Raw genomic sequence first — 20,650 nt, forward strand, 5'->3', positions numbered from 1 at the left:
TTTTGCGGGTTGTTATTCATGCGGCTTTCGCACATCCCAGGGGCTCGTTACCGCCGACCACTGACGCGAAGAGGGGCGGCACTATACCTAGGCGAGCGCTATACGTCTGCACGGGGCGATTAAAGGTTTCAGCTACACGCTTTCATCAGGCAAAAAAAAGGGCCTGGAGAATGAATCTCCAAGCCCTCAAAAGGTGAGAGGTGTCTAGTCCCTCAACCTGGTGAGCGGTGCAGCAGCGCTTAGGCCTTCAAGGGCACCAGGCGCGGGGCAATCATGTTTTCCGGGCGCAGGATGTCGTCGAGCATGGCGTCGTCGAGCAAGCCTTCTTCACGCACCAGTTCCAGCACGCCGCGGCCGCTTTCAAGGGCGATGCGGGCGATGCGGGTGGCGTTTTCATAGCCGATGTACGGGTTCAGCGCGGTGACCAGGCCGATGGAGTGCTCCACCAGCTCGCGGCAGCGGGCTTCGTTGGCGGTGATGCCGACGATGCAGTGCTCGCGCAGCATGTCCATGGCCCGTTGCAGCAGGCGGATCGAGTCGAAGATCTTGTAGGCGATCAGCGGCTCCATCACGTTCAGTTGCAGTTGGCCGCCTTCGGCCGCGATGGTCAGCGCCAGGTCGTTGCCGATAATCTGGAACGCCACTTGGTTGACCGCTTCCGGGATTACCGGGTTGACCTTGCCGGGCATGATCGAGCTGCCTGGCTGGCGCGCCGGCAGGTTGATCTCGTTGATCCCGGTGCGTGGGCCGCTGGACAGCAGGCGCAGGTCGTTGCAGATCTTCGACAGCTTCACCGCAGTACGCTTGAGCATGCCGGAGAACAGTACGAAGGCGCCCATGTCGGAGGTGGCTTCGATCAGGTCGGCAGCCGGTACCAGCGGTTGACCGCTGATGGTCGCCAGACGCTGGACGGCCAAGGCCTGGTAACGCGGGTCGGCATTGATGCCGGTACCGATGGCGGTGCCGCCCAGGTTAACTTCGGTCAACAGCTCCGGCGCCATGGTTTTCAGGCGCGCCAGGTCTTCACCCAGGGTGGTGGCGAAGGCGCGGAACTCCTGGCCGAGGGTCATCGGCACGGCGTCTTGCAGTTGGGTGCGGCCCATCTTCAGGACGTGGTTGAACTCGACGCCCTTGGCGGCGAACGCCTGGATCAGGCTGTCGAGGCTGGCCAACAGTGCGTCGTGGCCCAGCAGCAGACCCAGGCGGATCGCGGTCGGGTAGGCGTCGTTGGTCGACTGCGCCATGTTCACGTCGTTATTGGGGTGCAGGTATTGGTATTCGCCCTTGCTGTGGCCCATGGCCTCCAGCGCGATGTTGGCGATGACTTCGTTGGCATTCATGTTGGTTGAAGTGCCAGCGCCGCCTTGAATCATGTCCACCACGAACTCTTCGTGGAAATCGCCGCGGATCAGGCGGGCACAGGCTTCGCTGATGGCAGCGTGCTTGGCTTCGCTGAGCTGGCCCAACTCGCGGTTGGCGTCAGCGGCGGCCTGTTTGACCATCGCCAGACCGACCACCAATTTGGGGTAATGCGAAATCGGAACGCCAGAGAGACGGAAGTTATTCACTGCTCGCAGGGTCTGGATGCCGTAATACGCTTGAGCAGGTACTTCGAGTACGCCAAGCAGGTCTTTTTCGGTACGGAATGATGCAGCGGAGGACATGACGGAAATCATCTCAATATGGACCCGGGCTAGGCCGGAACGCTGTGAATGCTAGGCTTGCAGAAGATTTTGGGCCAATGCTATTAAGCACTGGCCTATGCATAAACGGCATAATGTCGGTGTGACCCGGCTATCATGTCGAACGTGTGAGCCAAAATGGTGCGTGTCCGGGGAGGACGAGATGAATCTGGAAAGCAAATGGCTGGAAGACTTTAGCGCCCTGGCCGCCACCCACAGCTTCTCCCAGGCGGCAGAGCGTCGCTTCGTCACCCAGCCGGCGTTCAGTCGACGCATTCGCAGCCTGGAGGCAGCGCTGGGGCTGACGTTGGTCAATCGCTCGCGCACGCCGGTTGAGCTGACAGCGGCGGGGCAGTTGTTTCTGGTGACGGCGCGTACCGTGGTCGAACAGCTGGGTGAAGTGCTGCGTCACCTGCATCACCTGGAAGGCGGGCAGGGCGAAGTCATGCAAGTGGCGGCGGCGCACTCACTGGCGCTGGGCTTCTTTCCGCGCTGGATCGCCCAGTTGCGCAACGAAGGCTTGAACATCGCGACGCGGCTGGTGGCCACCAACGTTGGCGACGCCGTACATGCACTGCGTGAGGGCGGATGCGATTTGATGCTGGCGTTCTACGACCCGGACGCGGCGATGCAGATGGATGCTGAAATCTTCCCGTCGCTGCACCTGGGCAACACCGAAATGCTCCCCGTATGCGCCGCTGATGCTGACGGCAAGCCGCTGTTCGACCTGGAAGGCGAAGGCAGCGTGCCGCTGCTGGCCTACAGCGCGGGGGCGTTTCTCGGGCGCTCGGTGAATTTGCTACTGCGCCAGCGCGCGCTGCGCTTCACCACCATTTATGAAACCGCCATGGCCGACAGCCTTAAAAGCATGGCCCTGGAAGGCCTGGGCATCGCCTGGGTGCCGCGCTTGAGCGTGCGCGCCGAACTGGCTCGGGGGGAGTTGGTAGTCTGTGGCGGTCCGCAATGGCATGTGCCGCTGGAGATTCGCGTGTACCGCTGTGCGCTGGTGCGCAAGGCCAATGTGCGGTTGTTGTGGCGCAAGTTGGAAGGTGGCGTGGCGCAGAGCTCCCCGGCGGAACTCGGTTGATGTGGGCGCTGGCTTGCCAGCGCCCACACTGATTTACGGTGTTTTCGCTGACCTTGGAGTCAATAAAACCACCGATTCAGGGTGTAAGACAGATGGTCGTCCAAGGGGCTGTTTATCTACAGTATTACGGTATACTGCGCGGCCTTCGGCCGGTCCAACCGGCCCTAATTCGTACAACAAGCCACGCCGGATTTCCCGCGTGGCTTGTTTGTTTTTTGACGCGCCTGCGGGCGCCCAGAGAGAAGAGGCACGACGATGAGTGCATTGGTTGGCGTGATCATGGGCTCCAAGTCCGATTGGTCCACCCTTAGCCACACCGCCGATATGCTGGAAAAGCTCGGCATTCCTTATGAAGTGAAGGTGGTCTCCGCCCACCGCACGCCAGATTTGCTGTTCCAGTATGCCGATGAAGCAGAATCCCGTGGCATCGAGGTGATCATCGCCGGTGCCGGTGGCGCAGCTCACCTGCCGGGCATGTGCGCGGCCAAGACCCATCTGCCTGTACTCGGCGTGCCGGTGCAGTCGTCGATGCTCTCGGGCGTGGACTCGCTGTTGTCCATCGTGCAGATGCCGGCCGGTATTCCGGTGGCAACGCTTGCGATCGGCAAGGCTGGTGCGATCAACGCAGCCTTGCTGTCCGCCAGCATCCTGGGCGCCAAGCACCCGCAGTTTCACGTGGCACTGAAAAAATTCCGCGCTGAGCAGACAGACAACGTCCTGGACAATCCAGACCCACGCATCGCCTGAGGTTGTTGATTGATGAAAATCGGTGTAATCGGTGGCGGCCAACTGGGCCGCATGCTGGCCTTGGCGGGAACTCCGCTGGGGATGAACTTCGCTTTCCTTGATCCTGCGCCGGACGCTTGCGCGGCTGCCCTGGGTGAACACCTTCGGGCTGACTACAGCGACCCGGATCACCTGCGTCAATTGGCCGAAGAAGTCGACCTGGTGACCTTCGAGTTCGAAAGCGTCCCAGCCGAAACCGTGGCCTTCCTGTCGCAGTTCGTCCCGGTGTACCCGAGCGCCGAAGCCTTGCGCATCGCTCGCGACCGCTGGTTCGAAAAGAGCATGTTCAAGGACCTCGGCATCCCGACACCGGCATTCGCCGACATCCAGTCCCAGGTGGATTTGGACGCCGCCGTCGCTGCCATCGGCCTGCCCGCCGTGCTGAAAACCCGCACCCTGGGTTATGACGGCAAGGGTCAGAAAGTCCTGCGCACCGCCGCCGATGTGGTCGGCACCTTTGCCGAGCTGGGCAGCGTCGCCTGTCTGCTGGAAGGCTTCGTACCGTTCACCGGTGAAGTCTCGCTGATCGCCGTGCGTGCTCGCGATGGCGAAACCCGCTTCTACCCGCTGGTGCACAACACCCACGACAGCGGCATCCTCAAGCTGTCTGTGGTCAGCACCGACCACCCGCTGCAATCCCTGGCCGAAGACTATTCCAGCCGAGTGTTGAAGCAGCTGGATTACGTCGGCGTGATGGCGTTCGAGTTCTTTGAAGTCGACGGCGGCCTCAAGGCCAACGAAATCGCCCCGCGGGTGCACAACTCCGGGCACTGGACCACCGAAGGCGCCGAGTGCAGCCAGTTCGAAAACCACCTGCGGGCGGTAGCGGGCTTCCCTTTGGGCTCGACGGCCAAGGTCGGCGAGAGCGCAATGCTCAACTTTATCGGTGTTGTCCCGCCTGTGGACAAGGTCATCGCCATTGATGACTGCCATCTGCACCACTACGGCAAGGCGTTCAAGGTCGGGCGCAAGGTCGGTCATGCCAACCTGCGTTGCGCGGATCGCGCGACCCTGGAGCAGCAGATCCTCAAGGTCGAGGCGCTGATCGCCGAACAATAAGCCATGAGTTGGCGGGAACCATTGGTATCCGCCATCCTCTGATTGCAGGATGCCAAAGTCTGACTAGGCTCTAGCTAAATTCATTCAGAGGGAAATGCCATGGGTATTATTGGAACCATTTTTATCGGTTTGATTGTCGGCCTGCTGGCACGTTTCCTGAAACCAGGCGACGACAGCATGGGCTGGATCATGACCATCCTGCTGGGTATCGCCGGCTCCCTGATTGCTACCTACGGTGGCCAGGCGCTGGGTATCTACCAGGCTGGCCAGGGCGCCGGCTTCTTCGGTGCGCTGATAGGTGCCGTCGTGCTGCTGGTGATCTACGGTCTGCTGAAAAAGAAGTAATTCAGCGACCATGCCCTCTGCGCTGCGCAGGCGCAGAGGGCTAGAATGCCCGGCGACTTTCGTCCTTTCTTTTGCCGAGCCCCTCCATGCGCCGTCTTCTGTTGACTGTTCTTTTACTGGGCACTGGCCTGGCCCATGCTGGCGAGCTGCCGGAAACCGACTGGCTGGAACTGATGCCCAAGTCGGACCAGAAAGCCCTCGAACAAATGCCGGATATTGACCACGACTCCCCCGAAGCCAATGGCACCTTTACCGACAAGGGTGGCTTGAAGCAGAGCAAGGGTTTACCGGCGGTGATGTATTCCACCAAGACCGTGGCCGCGATGAACGGCAAGAATATCCGCATCGGCGGTTATCCGGTGCCGCTGGAAACCGACGCCAAGGGTCGCAGCACGCTGTTCTTCCTGGTGCCGTACCCAGGCGCGTGCATTCACGTACCGCCGCCACCGCCCAACCAATTGGTGCTGGTGCGTTATCCCAAGGGATTGACGCTCGATGACATCTATACACCGCTGTGGGTGACCGGCACGTTGAAGGTGGAGACGGTCAACAATGACTTGGCTGATGCGGCTTATGCGCTGGATGCAGGGAAGGTGCGGGTGGTCAAGGAGTCGGACTTGTAGGCGCGATTTACAAGGCGATACTGGTGATGCTCACACCCAAGGTATGGCTCTCACCTGGTGCCAAGGTCGCCACGTCGTCCATCACATTCGCCGTCTCGATGCACAGCATGCGCTGCCAGCCGTCGTCGGCCATGTCGCTGAAGGCCTTGGCCCGTTCGGTCCACGGGTTCCAGATCACCGTTGAGCGCGAGCCGGTGCTGGTCAGCTGGATGCGACGCTGCCAGTCTGGGTCGACAATATTCAACTGCGCGGGTGTGTCGAGGTAGATGCGGTCGGTTTCGCCGGTAAAGTGCAGCAGGCCTGACTGTTTCGCGGTGTTCCAATCATTTGTGGTGTCGATGTAGTCCAGGCCGTCGAGGCCTTTGACCTGCACATTGCGCACATCGCTGACGGCGAAGTAACTGTGCAACGCCTGGCTGATGGTCACGCTGTCGGTGCCACGGTTATGGCTGGTCAGGCGGATATGCAGTTGATCATCCAGCAGCAGGCTCATCTTCAGGTCGACCTGATGGGGCCAGCCAGGGAAACCACCCTCGGGCACCGGCAGCACGAATTCCACTCGTAGCGCCTCGCCTTCGCTTTCGATGCCTGCCAATTCCCAGTCTACCGCTCGGACGAAGCCGTGAGCCCCTGCGGGCTCGTTGCTGTGACGCATGGCCTGCACGCTTTGCGGGTTACGGTCGAAGATGCCGAACCACGGCCAGCACACCGGCACGCCGGTACGGATGCCTTTGCCTGTCTTGAATACTGCTTCATCGTTGGGCCAGATCACCGGCTTCTCGCCCAGACGCTGGTAGCTGATGATGTGCGCGCCTTGTTGGGCTACCAACAATTCAGTGCCGTCGTGGCGTATGCGCCAACAATTGAGCTCATCCAGTTTCACGGTTTCAACGTCGGGCATAGACATAGGCGCACACTCTCAATGAAAGGCGATTGGGCAAGGACAGGCAATGGGCAATTGACCGTCAAAACGCAGCGATGTTTAACGCGCCCGCGACGGAACCGACCGAGTGCGGCCGCTGCCATCAATGGCAACAAACACAAATACCGCCTCGGTGACCTTGCGCCATTCGCTGGAGAGCGGGTCATCGCTCCACACTTCGACCATCATCTTGATCGAGCTGCGGCCGATTTCCAGGGCCTGGGTGTAGAAGGACAGCTGCGCGCCGACCGCCACCGGGACCAGGAAAGCCATGCGATCAATTGCCACGGTCGCCACGCGTCCGCCGGCGATCTTGCTGGCCATTGCCGTGCCGGCCAGGTCCATTTGGGCTACCAGCCAACCGCCGAAGATATCGCCGAAACCGTTGGTTTCACGCGGCAGGGCGGTGATTTGCAAAGCGAGATCGCCTTGCGGGATAGGATCTTCTTGTTCGAGTTCGATCATGCCGGGGGTGCCTCTGACCCGTGACGCTTTTATGGGTGTTTCAAGTGGATAGCCGACTGTTGGAAAAACGTTTCAGCACAAACATACTCCGTTCGATACGTTTCTCGTAAGGCGTACTAAAGGGAAACTCTGCCAAACCGGCTGGGGGCACCCAACAGCGTTTTGGCACAGCAGCCCCTCAAGGATGCGGGTTGCGCGCTTGCAAGGGCCGAGTATATCGACACGTTGTCGCCACGACGACCTCCAGGGGCTCATTTGGTCGGCAAATAGCAGCTGTAATGGGGCTTTTTACGGCAACTGTGCTCGTACTCTTTTCCTGCCACCGGCGAAAACGACACCGGCGCGGGATTATTTCGGACATTTGAATGGTTGAACGGGTCAGCGCTGTGCTTTTTCAAGCGATTTGCTATCTTGCCGAACCCGCCCTGGCTCAGCCAGCGTTACCGGGCTTGCCGTTCTGACTAATAAGAGAAGCCTTGCCATGTCCTCCGTGCCCGCAAGCAGTGCGCCAACGTCGCGCCCGCTGACCCGCAACGACTACAAAACCCTGTCGCTGTCTGCCTTGGGCGGGGCGCTGGAGTTTTACGACTTCATCATCTTCGTGTTTTTCGCCACCGTGGTCGGGAAACTGTTTTTCCCGCCAGACATGCCCGAATGGCTGCGCCTGATGCAGACCTTCGGCATCTTCGCCGCCGGTTACCTGGCGCGGCCGTTGGGCGGCATCATCATGGCCCACTTCGGCGACCTGCTGGGTCGCAAGAAGATGTTCACCCTGAGCATTTTCATGATGGCCGTACCCACTCTGATCATGGGCCTGCTGCCGACCTATGCGCAGATCGGCCTGTGGGCCCCCGTTCTGTTGCTGCTGATGCGAGTCATCCAGGGCGCGGCGATTGGCGGTGAAGTGCCGGGTGCGTGGGTGTTCGTCTCCGAACACGTCCCGCCACGGCATATCGGTTATGCCTGCGGCACCCTGACCAGTGGCCTGACCGCCGGCATCCTCTTGGGCTCCCTGGTGGCCACCGCGATCAACACCCTCTACACCCCGGAGCAAGTCTCCGATTACGCCTGGCGGATCCCGTTCCTGCTGGGCGGTGTGTTCGGCCTGTTCTCGGTGTACCTGCGTCGCTGGCTGCACGAAACACCGATCTTCGCCGAAATGCAGCAACGCAAGACATTGGCGGCTGAATTACCGTTGCGCGCCGTGTTGCGTGACCACCGTGGCGCTATCGTGCTGTCGATGCTGCTGACCTGGCTGCTGTCCGCCGGCATCGTCGTGGTGATCCTGATGACGCCAACCGTGCTGCAGACCATCTACCACTTCAGCCCGACCGTATCGCTGCAAGCCAACAGCCTGGCGATCGTCACCCTGAGCCTGGGCTGTATCCTCTCTGGCGCTCTGGCGGACCGTTTTGGTGCCGGCCGCGTGCTGATCGCCGGTTGCGCACTGTTGCTGGCAACGTCCTGGACCCTCTACCACAGCCTGCTTAATCACCCGGACTGGCTGTTCCCGCTGTACACCCTGACCGGCCTGTTTGTCGGCGTGGTCGGCGTGGTGCCTTACGTGATGGTCAAGGCCTTCCCGCCGGTGGTGCGCTTCAGCGGTTTGTCGTTCTCCTACAATGTGGCCTATGCAGTATTTGGCGGCCTGACGCCGTTGGCGGTGTCGTTGCTGATGAAGGAAAGCCCGATGGGCCCGGCTTACTACGTCGCCGTCATTTGTGTGATGGGGATGTTGGTGGGTGGATACCTGTGGAAAAAAGGGCGCTAAACATCCCTTGAAGGCTGCTACATAACCCTGTGGCGAGGGGGCTTGCCCCCGTTGGGCTGCGCAGCAGCCCCAAAGCCAGCCGCCTCGTCCTTCCCTATCAGTTTTTGCGTCCAATACTGGCCTTTCATCTAATTGTCACATTACAGACATAGAGTGTTCACACGGCCTGCCGATACTTGGCCCCGATCCAACTATCCCTATCTGCTAGGAGTAAGGCATGAAACTGAAGCGTTTGATGGCGGCAATGACTTTTGTCGCTGCTGGCGTTGCGACTGCCCACGCGGTGGCCGCTGGTGTTGACCCTGCAATCAAGTCCTACACCAAGACCACTGGTGTGTCGGGCAACTTGTCCAGCGTTGGTTCCGATACCCTGGCTAACCTGATGACCCTGTGGGCCGAGTCCTATAAAAAGGAATACCCGAACGTCAACATCCAGATTCAAGCCGCTGGGTCGTCCACAGCGCCACCGGCGCTGACTGAAGGCACCGCTAACCTGGGCCCGATGAGCCGCAAGATGAAGGACAACGAGCTGCAGGCCTTCGAACAGAAGCACGGTTACAAGCCAACCGCTATCCCGGTGGCTGTGGATGCCCTGGCTGTGTTCGTGCACAAGGACAACCCGATCCAGCACCTGACCATGGAGCAAGTCGACGCAGTCTTCTCCGCGACTCGTCTGTGCGGCGCCAAAGCTGACGTTAAAACCTGGGGCGACCTGGGCGTGACCGGTGACCTGGCCAACAAGCCAGTGCAACTGTTCGGTCGTAACTCGGTATCCGGCACCTACGGCTACTTCAAGGAAGAAGCCCTGTGTAAAGGTGACTACAAGCCAAACGTCAACGAACAACCAGGCTCGGCTTCGGTCGTGCAGTCCATCAGCTCTTCGCTGAACGGCATCGGTTACTCGGGCATCGGCTACAAGACCGCCAGCGTGAAGACCGTGGCCCTGGCCAAGAAAGGCAGCGATAAGTTTGTCGAAGACACCGAAGAAAACGCCCTGAACGGCAGCTACCCGCTGTCGCGTTTCCTCTACGTTTACGTCAACAAAGCCCCGAACAAGCCTCTGGCCCCGCTGGAAGCTGAGTTCGTGAAGCTGGTTCTGTCCAAACAGGGCCAGGAAGTTGTGGTGAAAGACGGCTATATCCCACTGCCAGCCAAAGTTGCCGCCAAGGCACTGGCTGACCTGGGTCTGACAGAAGGCGGCCAATAAGCCTCCAGTAAAACTGCCTTGAGCCTGGACGATGTCTCGGCTCAAGGCCCGGGCGGGGTCTGTAAGACCTGGACCCCGCCTCCAATTTTTCGGTCCGCTGCCAGCCCTGCTACGCGGCGGATTTCTTGCGTCACTGCATTGTCATCTTTCTGTCATACAGAATCGCTAGGGTGTGCGCATGAATGATCTGGCCAATTCCACCATGACGACGACTTCTCCTCCCAAGCGCATTGACTTCAATACGCCTGAGCTGCAACGCAAGCGCCGCATTCGCGCGCTCAAGGATCGCCTGACCCGTTGGTACGTCCTGATCGGCGGCCTCGCCGTTCTGGGCGCGATCACCTTGATCTTCTTCTTCCTCGCCTATGTGGTTGCGCCACTGTTCCAGGGTGCCAGCCTGACCAAGGAAGATGCCCTGACGCCTGCCTGGATACAGGGCGCCGGCAAGCCGCTGATGATCTCCCTGGAAGAGCAGAACCAGGTCGCCATGCGGATTTCCGACAAGGGCCAGGCGCTGTTCTTCAGTGTCGACAGCGGTGTCGAGTTGACGCGGGTCAATCTGCCGCTGCCGGCCGGTGCCAGCGTCGTCTCCTTTGCTGAAGACCAGCCGGGCAGCCCGCTGGTGATCCTCGGCCTGTCCAACGGCCAGTCTCTGGTGTTCCGCCACACTTACAAGGTGACCTACCCGGACGGCAAGAAGACCATCTCGCCTGCCATCGAATACCCTTACGGTGAAGCGCCGATCGTCCTCGACGAGCTGGGTCGCCCGTTGGAGCACGTTGCCCTCAACGCCACCGACACCTCGCTGGTGGTGGCCGGTTCCGCCGGTGCCTTCCTGAACGTGTTGTCCCTGAGCCGCGAAGAAAACATGATGACCGGCGAAGTCACCAGCGAGCAGAAGCGCATCGAGCTGCCGCAAATGACCGAGCCGGTGAAAGCCATCTTCGTCGACCCGCGCCAGCAGTGGCTGTACGTGATCAACGGTCGCGCCCTGGCCGATGTGTTCAGTCTGCGGGACAAGAGCCTCAACGGTCGCTACAAACTGTTGGAAGACGGTGCAAGCGAAGTGACGGCCAGTACTCAACTGGTAGGTGGCATCTCGCTGATCATCGGTACCTCCAAGGGTGGCCTGGCCCAGTGGTTCATGGCCCGAGACCCGGACGGCGAGCAACGCCTCAAGCAAATCCGCACCTTCCAGATGGGCACCACGCCGATCGTTGAAATTACCGCTGAAGAACGTCGCAAGGGCTTCGTTGCCCTCGACGCCTCCGGCAAGCTTGGCGTGTTCCACAGCACCGCCCACCGCACCTTGCTGGTGGACCCGGTCGTGGAAGGCCAAGGCATTTTCGGCATGTCGCCACGGTCCAACCGCATCATCGTTGAAGCGGGCGGTAAGCTGCAGCCGTTGCTGCTGGACAACCCGCACCCGGAAGTTTCCTGGAGCGCGTTGTGGAGCAAGGTTTGGTACGAAAACTACGACGAGCCTAAATACGTCTGGCAATCGACCGCCGCCAACACCGATTTCGAACCCAAGATGAGCCTGGCGCCACTGACCTTCGGTACGCTCAAGGCTGCGTTCTACGCCATGCTGCTGGCCGCGCCCTTGGCCATCGCTGCCGCCATCTACACTGCCTACTTCATGGCGCCGAGCCTGCGCCGCAAGGTCAAGCCGGTGATCGAGTTGATGGAAGCGATGCCGACGGTGATCCTCGGTTTCTTCGCCGGCCTGTTCCTTGCTCCGTATGTCGAAGGGCACCTGCCGGGGATTTTCAGCCTGCTGATGCTTATGCCGATTGGCATCCTGGTGGCTGGTTTTACCTTCAGCCGCCTGCCTGAGTCGATCCGTCTACGAGTCCCGGATGGCTGGGAAAGTGCGATGTTGATCCCGGTGATCCTGTTTATTGGCTGGCTCTCGCTGTACATGAGCCCGTACATGGAAACCTGGTTCTTCGGCGGCGACATGCGCATGTGGATCTCCCACGACCTGGGCATCACCTACGACCAGCGCAACGCCCTGGTAGTGGGCCTGGCCATGGGTTTCGCGGTGATCCCGAACATCTACTCCATCGCCGAAGACGCCGTATTCAGCGTGCCCCGCGGTTTGACCCTAGGCTCCCTGGCCTTGGGTGCCACGCCGTGGCAGACCATGACTCGCGTGGTGATTCTCACCGCCAGCCCTGGGATTTTCTCGGCACTGATGATCGGCATGGGCCGCGCAGTAGGTGAAACCATGATCGTGCTGATGGCCACCGGCAACACGCCGATCATGGAAATGAACCTGTTCGAAGGCCTGCGCACCCTGGCGGCCAACGTGGCGGTGGAGATGCCTGAGTCGGAAGTTGGCGGTAGCCATTACCGCGTGCTGTTCCTCTCGGCGATGGTGCTGCTGCTGTTTACTTTCGTCATGAACACCCTCGCCGAGCTGATCCGTCAGCGTCTGCGCAAGAAATACTCGTCGCTTTAAGAAAGGTAGAAGTCTGTGAAACAGAACTCCCTGAATGGATGGTTCAAGAGCGGCGCCCCTGGCGTCTGGATCAGCGGTGGCGCGGTGTCCATCGCGGTCATCATGACCATCGGTTTGCTGGCTGTAATCGCCGTGCGTGGTTTGGGCCACTTCTGGCCGGCTGACCTGATCCAGGCCAGCTACGACGTACCGGGCCAGGCTAACCATATGGTCATCGGCGAAGTGGTGCAGAAAGAACAAGTGCCCCGCGAACGCCTGAAAAGCGCCGGTTTACCGGTGCCGGACCAAGGTCCTGAATTCATGACCCGCGAGCTGATCAAGGTCGGTAACCGCGACTTGAACGGCAATGACTTCACCTGGATCGTCGGTGAGTGGCTGACCAACCAGACCACGCCGGTCGAGTTGATGGCTATCGAGCGTCGCGAGTGGGGCAATTTCTACGGCACCCTGGTCAACGTCAAACAGGACGGTAAGGTCATCGCCGAAGGCGCGGCGGCCTGGCCGGAACTGCAAGCCCGCGTGGGCCGGGTCAACAAGCTCGCCGCCGACCTCAAGAGTCTTGAGAAGTCGGACATCGGGGCGATCAACGCCGGTCTGGAACGCATCCGTTTGCACGGTCGCAAGCTGGAAATGGAAGGCAAGCTCGACGCCGCCGCCCAGGCCGACATGGATGCCGATCGCGCTGAATTGAATGCCCGTTACAAGGATATCGAAGCGCGCCTGGACGAGTTGCACACCCAGTTCAACCGCGACGCCCTGACCGCCCGTGATGCCAATGGCAAAGAAGTGGAAATCGGCATCGGCAAAGTGGTTCACGCTTACCAGCCGAACGCCATGGGCTACATGACCAAGGTCGGTTTTTACTTCAGCAAGATCTGGGAGTTCCTCAGCGACGACCCACGGGAAGCCAACACCGAAGGCGGGATCTTCCCGGCGATCTTCGGCACCGTGATGATGACCTTGATCATGGCGATTATCGTGACGCCGTTCGGTGTGCTGGCGGCGGTTTACTTGCGTGAGTACGCCAAGCAGAACACCTTGACACGGATTATCCGTATCGCGGTGAACAACCTGGCCGGTGTACCGGCAATTGTCTACGGTGTGTTCGGCCTGGGCTTCTTCGTCTACGTGCTGGGCGGTTCGGTGGACCGGCTGTTCTTCGCCGAAGCCCTGCCGGCGCCGACCTTTGGTACGCCGGGCCTGCTCTGGGCGTCCCTGACCCTGGCGCTGCTGGCAGTGCCGGTGGTGATCGTGGCGACTGAAGAAGGCCTGGCGCGGATTCCCCGCACCGTGCGTGAAGGCTCCCTGGCATTGGGCGCGACCAAGGCGGAAACGCTGTGGAAGATCGTCCTGCCGATGGCCAGCCCGGCGATGATGACCGGCATGATCCTCGCTGTGGCCCGCGCCGCTGGCGAAGTAGCGCCGCTGATGCTGGTGGGTGTGGTGAAACTGGCACCGTCGTTGCCGCTGGACGGTAACTATCCGTACCTGCACCTGGACCAGAAGATCATGCACTTGGGCTTCCATATTTACGATGTCGGCTTCCAGAGCCCCAACGTCGAAGCCGCACGGCCGCTGGTGTACGCCACCGCGCTGCTGCTGGTAATGGTGATCGCCACGCTCAACCTGTCGGCGGTGTGGATGCGTAACCACCTGCGCGAAAAATACAAAGCGCTGGATAGTTAAGCTCCCACAGGAGACGGCACCAGACACTGAATCAAGTAAGCCGCTGACCCAGCGGATCAACGAAACGAATTGGTAGCACAGGGAGCATCCCATGCAACACGAAACCCATTCCCACGGCATCAACATGTCAGCCCTGGGTCGCGACAAGCAGAGCCTGAGCCTCGCCCAGGAAACCGTGGCCATCGAAGTCCCGGGCCTGAGCCTGTACTACGGCGACAAGCAGGCGCTGTTCGACGTCAGCATGAACATCCCCAAGCAGCGCGTGACTGCCTTTATCGGCCCGTCCGGCTGCGGTAAGTCGACATTGCTGCGTACCTTCAACCGGATGAACGATCTGGTGGACGGCTGCCGCGTGGAAGGCGCGATCAACCTCTACGGCACCAACATCTACCGCAAGGGCGAAGACGTGGCCGAGTTGCGTCGCCGGGTGGGCATGGTGTTCCAGAAGCCCAACCCGTTCCCCAAGACCATCTACGAAAACGTGGTCTACGGCCTGCGCATCCAGGGCATCAACAAGAAACGCATCCTCGATGAAGCCGTGGAATGGGCCCTCAAGGGCGCGGCGCTGTGGGATGAAGTCAAGGACCGCCTGCACGAATCGGCCCTGGGCCTATCCGGCGGCCAGCAACAACGTCTGGTGATTGCCCGCACCATCGCCGTGGAACCGGAAGTGCTGCTGCTCGACGAACCATGCTCGGCACTCGACCCGATCTCCACGCTGAAAGTCGAAGAGCTGATCTACGAACTGAAATCCAAATTCACCATCGTTATCGTGACCCACAACATGCAACAGGCCGCTCGGGTGTCCGACTACACCGCGTTCATGTACATGGGCAAACTGGTGGAATTCGGCGACACCGATACCCTGTTCACCAATCCGGCGAAGAAGCAGACCGAAGACTACATCACCGGTCGGTATGGCTAGTAGGGGCAGTTGCGAGCCGCAAGCTTCAAGCGGCAAGTAAGAGCGATTTTACGGAACGACATACATCAGCTTGCAGCTTGTAGCTTGCGGCTTACAGCTTTTGCGGAGCAAACGCATGATTAGCAAAGAAGGCCTTACCCATCACATCTCCGCGCAGTTCAATGCCGAGCTTGAGGAAGTGCGCAGCCACCTCCTGGCCATGGGCGGGCTGGTGGAGAAGCAAGTCAACGACGCCGTCACGGCGCTGATCGAGGCCGACTCGGGCCTGGCCCAGCAGGTGCGCGAGATTGATGACCAGATCAACCAGATGGAACGCAACATCGACGAAGAATGCCTGCGCATTCTCGCCCGTCGCCAGCCGGCGGCGTCTGACCTTCGGTTGATCATCAGCATCTCCAAGTCGGTGATCGACCTGGAGCGGATCGGCGACGAAGCCACCAAGATCGCCCGTCGGGCCATCCTGTTGTGCGAAGAAGGCGAAGCGCCGCGTGGCTACGTGGAAGTGCGTCATATCGGTGATCAGGTGCGCAACATGGTTCGTGATGCCCTGGACGCTTTTGCCCGCTTCGACGCCGACCTGGCCTTGTCGGTAGCCCAGTACGACAAGATCATCGACCGCGAATACAAAACTGCTTTGCGTGAACTGGCCACCTACATGATGGAAGACCCGCGCTCTATCTCGCGGGTGCTGAACATCATCTGGGTCCTGCGCTCCCTGGAGCGTATCGGCGACCACGCCCGTAATATCTCGGAATTGGTGATCTACCTAGTGCGTGGCACTGACGTGCGGCACATGGGTCTCAAGCGCATGAAGGCCGAAGTTGAAGGCACAGCCGATCAAATCCCTAATGTTCCAGGCGTTTCTGACGATAAGTAAGATTGCCCGAGAAATAAACGCCCGGCCTCTGGTCGGGCGTTTTCGTTTGTGGCGTATGAATTTTGCGCTGCGGACGCAGGTAAGGTCCCGGCGTGACTGAAGAGTTTTGGCGAAATGCCATCAGCGAAGCGCTATGCTTGCCGGGGTTTTTATAGGATGAAGGGTCGATGAGCAAAGTCAGTGTGTTGGTGGTGGATGACGCCTCGTTTATTCGCGACCTGGTGAAGAAGTGCCTGCGCAACTACTTCCCCGGTATCAAGATCGAAGATGCGGTGAACGGCAAAAAGGCCCAGGCCATCCTGATGCGCGAAACCTTCGACATGGTCCTGTGCGACTGGGAAATGCCGGAAATGTCCGGTCTGGAACTGTTGACCTGGTGCCGTGAACAGCCTCATCTCAAAGCCATGCCATTTGTCATGGTGACCAGCCGTGGCGATAAGGAAAACGTAGTCCAGGCGATCCAGGCCGGCGTTTCCGGCTATGTCAGCAAGCCCTTCACCAACGAACAGTTGCTGAGCAAGGTCAAGCAGGCACTGAACAAGATCGGCCGCCTCGATGCGCTGATCGCCAGCGCCCCGACCAAGATGAACTCGGCCTTCGGCAACGACTCCCTGAGCGCGCTCACCGGTGGCAAGCCCGAAGCGGTCAAGCCAGCCCCGGTGGCGGCGCCCAGCAAAGGACTGCTCAACAGCCCGCCCGTGCAAGCGCCGGCAGCAGCATCGGCGGCCAGCGGTCGCGGCCAGGGCCAACTGCGCCTGTCCAGCGGCACCCAGCAATGCGTGATCAAGGCCCTGAGCATCAAGGAAGCGCTGCTGGTGGTGCGTCGCGGTGAAGTCTTGCCCCAGGTGCTGGAAAGCGCGGTGCTCGACCTTGAACAGGGCGACAACGCCGAAGTGGCCCGTCTCAACGGCTACCTGCATGCCATCGTCGCCTTTGAGCCCAAGCCCGACAGCGACTGGCTGCAACTGACCTTCCGCTTTATCGACCAGGATGCGCAGAAACTGGACTATATCTCCCGGCTGATTGCCCGCGGCACGGCGCAGAAGCATTTTGTACCGGGTGCATGATCTCCCCGAATGACCCCACACAGCGTTGTCATGATCCCTTGTTAGCCTGCCATTCAGTCGTTCTCGGCAGGCCTACCTTATGCTCGCGCGCTCAGTGCTTTTCTGTGGACTGCTCACGGTCGCCACGTCGGCGATGGCCATGACCCTCTACAAATCTACCGATGCTAACGGCGTCGTCTTTTTCAGCGACCGACAGACGTCGGGGGCGCAGGCGTTTGTATTCCAGGATCGGATGATCGAGCACCCTAAGCGCCAGGTACTCTACCCCCAAAAGCATCAGAATCGGCTGCAAGCCCCGTCCGCCCGTACCCCATCCTATCGTTACCCCTTGCCTTGGCAGGGTGGCCCATTTCGTCTGACCCAGGGCGCGAACGGCACCTTCAGCCATTGCGACGTCAAGAGCCGCTACGCCATGGACATCGCCATGCCCGAAGGCACGCCGATCATCGCAGCGCGGGGCGGGGTGGTGGTGAAAACCGAGAATGACCAGGCCGGACGTGGCAGTGATCCGTCGGGCAACTTCGTGCGGGTGTTGCACGACGATGGCACGATGGGCGTGTACCTGCATCTCAAGCAAGGTTCGGTCAGCGTTTGGGAGGGGCAGCGCGTGGCGGTGGGCAGTGCGCTGGGGCTGTCGGGCAATACCGGTAACAGCAGCGGGCCACACCTGCATTTTGTGGTGCAGCGCAACACCAGGTTGGGGTTGGTGTCGATTCCGTACGAGTTCAATCAGCCGGTGCAGGCTTTGCCCAACTTTGCGTTGGGCACGCCATGAGGCTGTAGGAGCAAGCTTGCTCGCGATGGTCGTTAACGATGACGCGGGGAACCTGGCACCCAACGGCGCTCTCTGGTTCTTCGCGAGCAAGCTCGCTCCTACAGTTAATCGAGCATCAGCACCTTGGCCAGCACGATCTTCGGCCCTTTCATCTTCTTGATGATGATGCGCAAGCCTTCGACTTCCAGCACTTCTTCCTCTTCCGGCACCCGCTTGAGGGTTTCGTAGATCAGCCCGGCGAGGGTTTCGGCTTCGATGTGGTCCAGGTCGATACCCAGCAGGCGCTCGATCTTGAACAGCGGCGTATCACCACGTACCAGCAACTTGCCCGGCTGGTAGGCGAGAATGCCGCGCTCGGCCTTGCGGTGTTCGTCCTGGATGTCACCCACCAGTACTTCCAGCACATCTTCCATGGTCAGGTAGCCGATGATATTGCCGTCGGCTTCCTCCACCAGGGCAAAGTGCGCACCGCCCTTGCGGAACTGCTCCAGCAATTGCGACAGCGGCATGTGCCGGGAAACGCGCTCCAGCGGGCGGGTCAGTTCGGCCAGGTTGAACGACTCGGGAATATGGTCCAGGGCCGCCAATTCCAGCAGCAGGTCCTTGATGTGCAGCAGGCCGACGAATTCGTTACGCACCGCGTCGTACACCGGGTAGCGGCTGAATTTGTGGCGGCGGAACAGCGCCAGGATTTCCTTGAGCGGGGCGTTGAAATCCAGGGTCACCAGGTCTTCCCGGGAATTGGCCCAGTCCACCACTTCCAGTTCGCCCATTTCCACGGCCGAGGCCAATACGCGCATGCCTTGGTCGCTGGGGTCCTGGCCACGGCTGGAGTGCAGGATCAGTTTCAGTTCTTCGCGGCTGTAATGGTGATCATGGTGCGGGCCGGGCTCGCCTTGGCCGGCAATGCGCAGGATGGCGTTGGCGCTGGCGTTGAGCAGGTAGATCGCCGGGTACATGGCCCAGTAGAACAGGTACAGCGGCACGGCGGTCCACAGCGACAACAGCTCGGGTTTGCGAATGGCCCAGGATTTGGGTGCCAGTTCACCGATCACGATGTGCAGGTAGGAAATCACGAAGAAGGCGGAAAAGAACGACACGCCCTTGATCACTTCGGTCGATTCGACGCCCATGGCACCCAGCAGCGGTTCCAGGATGTGCGCGAAGGCAGGCTCACCGACCCAGCCCAAGCCCAGGGAGGCGAGGGTGATACCCAATTGACAGGCCGAGAGATAGGAGTCGAGCTGGTTGTGCACGGTGCGCAGGATCTGTCCGCGCCAGCCGTTGGAGTGGGCGATGGCCTCGATCCGGGTGGAGCGCAGTTTGACCATGGCAAATTCCGCAGCAACGAAAAAGCCGTTGAGCAGTACCAGGACCAGTGCAAAAAGAATCATGCCGAAATCGGCGAAGAGTGTCGCGAGGGTGATACTAGGGGAAGGGTCCATGATGGGGTTTTGCGGGTTCCGTCGAGTCAAAAAGGATGAACAGGTGGGCCTGAAAGGCAGGCTCAAGACTACCAATGTAGCGGCTGAACCGGCGCTTGCCTAGTGCCCGCTGCCGGGCGGGGCTACTCGTTCTGGCTGACCACCCGCGAGCGTGTCACCTGCGCCGGCGGGAAATGGCAGGTAAACGTACTGCCTTGACCTGGCACGCTGCCGATTTCCAGGCGTGCGCGATGGCGCAGCAGCACATGCTTGACGATCGCCAGGCCCAGGCCGGTACCACCCGTGTTGGAGTTGCGGCTGGAGTCGACGCGGTAGAAACGTTCGGTCAGGCGTGGCAAGTGCTTGCTGTCGATGCCAATCCCCGAATCCTGCACGCTCAGGTGTGCGCCCTGGTGATCGGCCCACCAGCGGATACGGATCGTGCCCTTGTCCTGGGTGTATTTCACCGCGTTGAACACCAGGTTGGAAAAGGCGCTGCGCAACTCGCCCTCGCTGCCCTTGAGCAGGACCGACGGGTCGGCCTCCAGCGAAATGCTCTGTCCGCGCTGCCCGGACAAGGCTTGGGCGTCGCTCTTGATGGTTTGCAACAGGCTCTGTACCGGCACTGGCTGGTTGTCCGAGGGGTAGTCGGTGGCTTCCAGCTTGGCCAGCAGCAACAGGTCGTTGAGCAGGGTTTGCATGCGTGAGCCTTGCTGCTGCATCTGCTGCAGGGCACGGCTCCAGCGCGGGTTCACCTCTTCGACGTTATCCAGCAACGTCTCCAGGTAGCCGCAGATCACCGTCAGTGGCGTGCGCAGTTCATGGGAGACGTTGGCGACGAAATCCTTGCGCATCTGTTCCAGTTGATGGATACGGGTGACATCGCGCACCAGCATCAGATGCTCGTTATTGCCGTAGCGCGTCAGGTACAACTGGATGCGCACTCGGTCGTTGGTGGGCGATGGAATCTCCAAGGCCTCTTCAAAGTTGTCCTGCTCGAAGTATTCCTTGAAGCGCGGATGGCGCACCAGGTTGGTCACCGGTTGGCCACTGTCCTGGGGCGTCTTGAGGCCCAGCAGGGTTTCGGCGGCGCGGTTCCACCATTCTAGGTTGCCGTCGCTGTCGAGCATGATCACCGCGTCTTTCAGCGCGGCGGTGGACTCCTGGACCCGGTCGATCACTGCCTGCAGGCGCCCGCGCACCCGTTGGTCGCGGCGTTGCAGGTGGTAGATGCTGTCGAACACCTCGCCCCACAGGCCGTAGCCGTCGGGTGGCGCTTCGTCGGGTTTATGCTGGCGCAGCCACTCGTGCAGGCGCAGCAATTGCTTGAGGGTCCAGCCCAGGTAGAGGCCGAGGCCGACGGCCAGGCTCCAGCCGTAGAAGCCGCTGACCAGGCCCACCAGCAGACAGCCGGTGATCAACAGGAGCATGTGGCGGATCAGGGTGCTGTGCCAGTTTTGGTTCACTTTGCGTCCTTCGGAGCAG

Annotated in this window: 18 protein-coding genes and 1 pseudogene; 14 read left to right on the forward strand and 5 right to left on the reverse strand. The window is 60.5% G+C overall.

Annotation, left to right across the window (positions count from 1 at the left end; all coding sequences use genetic code 11):
• Nucleotides 1-239: 239 nt before the first annotated feature.
• Entirely contained in the window at nucleotides 240-1,664 is a 1,425-nt protein-coding gene (gene aspA / locus AAEZ06_RS15575; protein ID WP_133100705.1) for an aspartate ammonia-lyase, read from the reverse strand.
• Nucleotides 1,665-1,845: 181 nt separating this feature from the next.
• On the opposite strand from aspA, the gene AAEZ06_RS15580 reads away from it, so the two are divergent.
• The 5 genes from AAEZ06_RS15580 (at nucleotide 1,846) to AAEZ06_RS15600 (ending at nucleotide 5,582) form a co-directional block, all read left to right on the forward strand.
• Nucleotides 1,846-2,769 (forward strand): LysR substrate-binding domain-containing protein, encoded by a 924-nt coding sequence (locus tag AAEZ06_RS15580; RefSeq protein WP_149412539.1) that lies wholly within the window; start codon nucleotides 1,846-1,848, stop codon nucleotides 2,767-2,769.
• 255 nt (nucleotides 2,770-3,024) lie between these two features.
• Nucleotides 3,025-3,516 (forward strand): 5-(carboxyamino)imidazole ribonucleotide mutase, encoded by a 492-nt coding sequence (gene purE, locus AAEZ06_RS15585; protein ID WP_149412540.1) that lies wholly within the window; start codon nucleotides 3,025-3,027, stop codon nucleotides 3,514-3,516.
• A 12-nt stretch (nucleotides 3,517-3,528) separates the two neighbouring features.
• Nucleotides 3,529-4,614, forward strand: coding sequence for a 5-(carboxyamino)imidazole ribonucleotide synthase (locus tag AAEZ06_RS15590; RefSeq protein WP_149412541.1), 1,086 nt, complete (start codon nucleotides 3,529-3,531; stop codon nucleotides 4,612-4,614).
• 99 nt (nucleotides 4,615-4,713) lie between these two features.
• On the forward strand, nucleotides 4,714-4,959 hold the full coding sequence (locus AAEZ06_RS15595; protein ID WP_149412542.1) for a GlsB/YeaQ/YmgE family stress response membrane protein: 246 nt from the start codon (nucleotides 4,714-4,716) through the stop codon (nucleotides 4,957-4,959).
• A gap of 86 nt (nucleotides 4,960-5,045) precedes the next feature.
• The gene (locus tag AAEZ06_RS15600; protein ID WP_149412543.1) at nucleotides 5,046-5,582 is read left to right on the forward strand and encodes a DUF3299 domain-containing protein; all 537 of its coding nucleotides are present in this window, start codon (nucleotides 5,046-5,048) and stop codon (nucleotides 5,580-5,582) included.
• A gap of 7 nt (nucleotides 5,583-5,589) precedes the next feature.
• On the opposite strand, the gene AAEZ06_RS15605 is transcribed toward AAEZ06_RS15600, so the two are convergent.
• Complete coding sequence (locus AAEZ06_RS15605; protein ID WP_149412544.1) at nucleotides 5,590-6,489, reverse strand: D-hexose-6-phosphate mutarotase; 900 nt, start codon at nucleotides 6,487-6,489, stop codon at nucleotides 5,590-5,592.
• A 75-nt stretch (nucleotides 6,490-6,564) separates the two neighbouring features.
• Nucleotides 6,565-6,969 carry an acyl-CoA thioesterase gene (locus tag AAEZ06_RS15610; protein ID WP_149412545.1) on the reverse strand — a complete coding sequence of 135 codons (405 nt, stop codon included), beginning with the start codon at nucleotides 6,967-6,969 and terminating at the stop codon, nucleotides 6,565-6,567.
• 481 nt (nucleotides 6,970-7,450) lie between these two features.
• On the opposite strand from AAEZ06_RS15610, the gene AAEZ06_RS15615 reads away from it, so the two are divergent.
• The 9 genes and pseudogenes from AAEZ06_RS15615 to AAEZ06_RS15655 form a co-directional block, all read left to right on the forward strand.
• A complete protein-coding gene (locus AAEZ06_RS15615) occupies nucleotides 7,451-8,740 on the forward strand; it encodes an MFS transporter (RefSeq protein WP_149412546.1) in 1,290 nt (429 codons plus the stop codon).
• Nucleotides 8,741-8,957: 217 nt separating this feature from the next.
• Complete coding sequence (locus tag AAEZ06_RS15620) at nucleotides 8,958-9,947, forward strand: phosphate ABC transporter substrate-binding protein PstS (protein WP_133100714.1); 990 nt, start codon at nucleotides 8,958-8,960, stop codon at nucleotides 9,945-9,947.
• 178 nt (nucleotides 9,948-10,125) lie between these two features.
• Nucleotides 10,126-12,411, forward strand: coding sequence for an ABC transporter permease subunit (locus tag AAEZ06_RS15625; RefSeq protein ID WP_350615125.1), 2,286 nt, complete (start codon nucleotides 10,126-10,128; stop codon nucleotides 12,409-12,411).
• 15 nt (nucleotides 12,412-12,426) lie between these two features.
• On the forward strand, nucleotides 12,427-14,097 hold the full coding sequence (gene pstA / locus AAEZ06_RS15630; RefSeq protein ID WP_149412548.1) for a phosphate ABC transporter permease PstA: 1,671 nt from the start codon (nucleotides 12,427-12,429) through the stop codon (nucleotides 14,095-14,097).
• 91 nt (nucleotides 14,098-14,188) lie between these two features.
• Entirely contained in the window at nucleotides 14,189-15,022 is an 834-nt protein-coding gene (gene pstB / locus AAEZ06_RS15635) for a phosphate ABC transporter ATP-binding protein PstB (protein WP_065883786.1), read from the forward strand.
• 115 nt (nucleotides 15,023-15,137) lie between these two features.
• Nucleotides 15,138-15,899 (forward strand): phosphate signaling complex protein PhoU, encoded by a 762-nt coding sequence (gene phoU, locus AAEZ06_RS15640; RefSeq protein WP_133100717.1) that lies wholly within the window; start codon nucleotides 15,138-15,140, stop codon nucleotides 15,897-15,899.
• 167 nt (nucleotides 15,900-16,066) lie between these two features.
• Nucleotides 16,067-16,966 (forward strand): response regulator, encoded by a 900-nt coding sequence (locus tag AAEZ06_RS15645; protein ID WP_149412549.1) that lies wholly within the window; start codon nucleotides 16,067-16,069, stop codon nucleotides 16,964-16,966.
• Nucleotides 16,967-17,045: 79 nt separating this feature from the next.
• Complete coding sequence (locus AAEZ06_RS15650) at nucleotides 17,046-17,741, forward strand: M23 family metallopeptidase (protein ID WP_149412550.1); 696 nt, start codon at nucleotides 17,046-17,048, stop codon at nucleotides 17,739-17,741.
• 25 nt (nucleotides 17,742-17,766) lie between these two features.
• Nucleotides 17,767-17,847, forward strand: a pseudogene (locus AAEZ06_RS15655) (outer membrane lipoprotein carrier protein LolA); the annotation flags it as partial.
• Here AAEZ06_RS15655 and AAEZ06_RS15660 read toward each other — a convergent pair.
• On the reverse strand, nucleotides 17,846-19,186 hold the full coding sequence (locus AAEZ06_RS15660) for a hemolysin family protein (protein WP_149412551.1): 1,341 nt from the start codon (nucleotides 19,184-19,186) through the stop codon (nucleotides 17,846-17,848). The pseudogene AAEZ06_RS15655 and the gene AAEZ06_RS15660 sit on opposite strands and share 2 nt — an antisense overlap.
• A 122-nt stretch (nucleotides 19,187-19,308) precedes the next feature.
• Nucleotides 19,309-20,595, reverse strand: a complete 1,287-nt coding sequence (gene phoR / locus AAEZ06_RS15665) for a phosphate regulon sensor histidine kinase PhoR (RefSeq protein WP_256666174.1) — start codon at nucleotides 20,593-20,595, stop codon at nucleotides 19,309-19,311.
• Nucleotides 20,596-20,650 lie beyond the last annotated feature (55 nt).

It is taken from the genome of Pseudomonas sp. HY7a-MNA-CIBAN-0227 (assembly GCF_040310325.1).
In the GTDB taxonomy this organism is placed as follows: domain Bacteria; phylum Pseudomonadota; class Gammaproteobacteria; order Pseudomonadales; family Pseudomonadaceae; genus Aquipseudomonas.

Bases quoted from the DNA above. Each gene is read 5' to 3' on its own strand.
- AAEZ06_RS15620 (WP_133100714.1), top strand. From the start codon at position 8,958: ATGAAACTGAAGCGTTTGATGGCGGCAATGACTTTTGTCGCTGCTGGC.
- AAEZ06_RS15610 (WP_149412545.1), bottom strand. From the start codon at position 6,969: ATGATCGAACTCGAACAAGAAGATCCTATCCCGCAAGGCGATCTCGCT.
- purE (WP_149412540.1), top strand. From the start codon at position 3,025: ATGAGTGCATTGGTTGGCGTGATCATGGGCTCCAAGTCCGATTGGTCC.
- phoU (WP_133100717.1), top strand. From the start codon at position 15,138: ATGATTAGCAAAGAAGGCCTTACCCATCACATCTCCGCGCAGTTCAAT.
- AAEZ06_RS15660 (WP_149412551.1), bottom strand. From the start codon at position 19,186: ATGGACCCTTCCCCTAGTATCACCCTCGCGACACTCTTCGCCGATTTC.
- AAEZ06_RS15590 (WP_149412541.1), top strand. From the start codon at position 3,529: ATGAAAATCGGTGTAATCGGTGGCGGCCAACTGGGCCGCATGCTGGCC.
- AAEZ06_RS15625 (WP_350615125.1), top strand. From the start codon at position 10,126: ATGAATGATCTGGCCAATTCCACCATGACGACGACTTCTCCTCCCAAG.
- AAEZ06_RS15600 (WP_149412543.1), top strand. From the start codon at position 5,046: ATGCGCCGTCTTCTGTTGACTGTTCTTTTACTGGGCACTGGCCTGGCC.
- AAEZ06_RS15645 (WP_149412549.1), top strand. From the start codon at position 16,067: ATGAGCAAAGTCAGTGTGTTGGTGGTGGATGACGCCTCGTTTATTCGC.
- AAEZ06_RS15650 (WP_149412550.1), top strand. From the start codon at position 17,046: ATGCTCGCGCGCTCAGTGCTTTTCTGTGGACTGCTCACGGTCGCCACG.
- phoR (WP_256666174.1), bottom strand. From the start codon at position 20,595: ATGCTCCTGTTGATCACCGGCTGTCTGCTGGTGGGCCTGGTCAGCGGC.
- AAEZ06_RS15615 (WP_149412546.1), top strand. From the start codon at position 7,451: ATGTCCTCCGTGCCCGCAAGCAGTGCGCCAACGTCGCGCCCGCTGACC.
- pstB (WP_065883786.1), top strand. From the start codon at position 14,189: ATGCAACACGAAACCCATTCCCACGGCATCAACATGTCAGCCCTGGGT.
- AAEZ06_RS15580 (WP_149412539.1), top strand. From the start codon at position 1,846: ATGAATCTGGAAAGCAAATGGCTGGAAGACTTTAGCGCCCTGGCCGCC.
- AAEZ06_RS15605 (WP_149412544.1), bottom strand. From the start codon at position 6,489: ATGTCTATGCCCGACGTTGAAACCGTGAAACTGGATGAGCTCAATTGT.
- aspA (WP_133100705.1), bottom strand. From the start codon at position 1,664: ATGTCCTCCGCTGCATCATTCCGTACCGAAAAAGACCTGCTTGGCGTA.
- AAEZ06_RS15595 (WP_149412542.1), top strand. From the start codon at position 4,714: ATGGGTATTATTGGAACCATTTTTATCGGTTTGATTGTCGGCCTGCTG.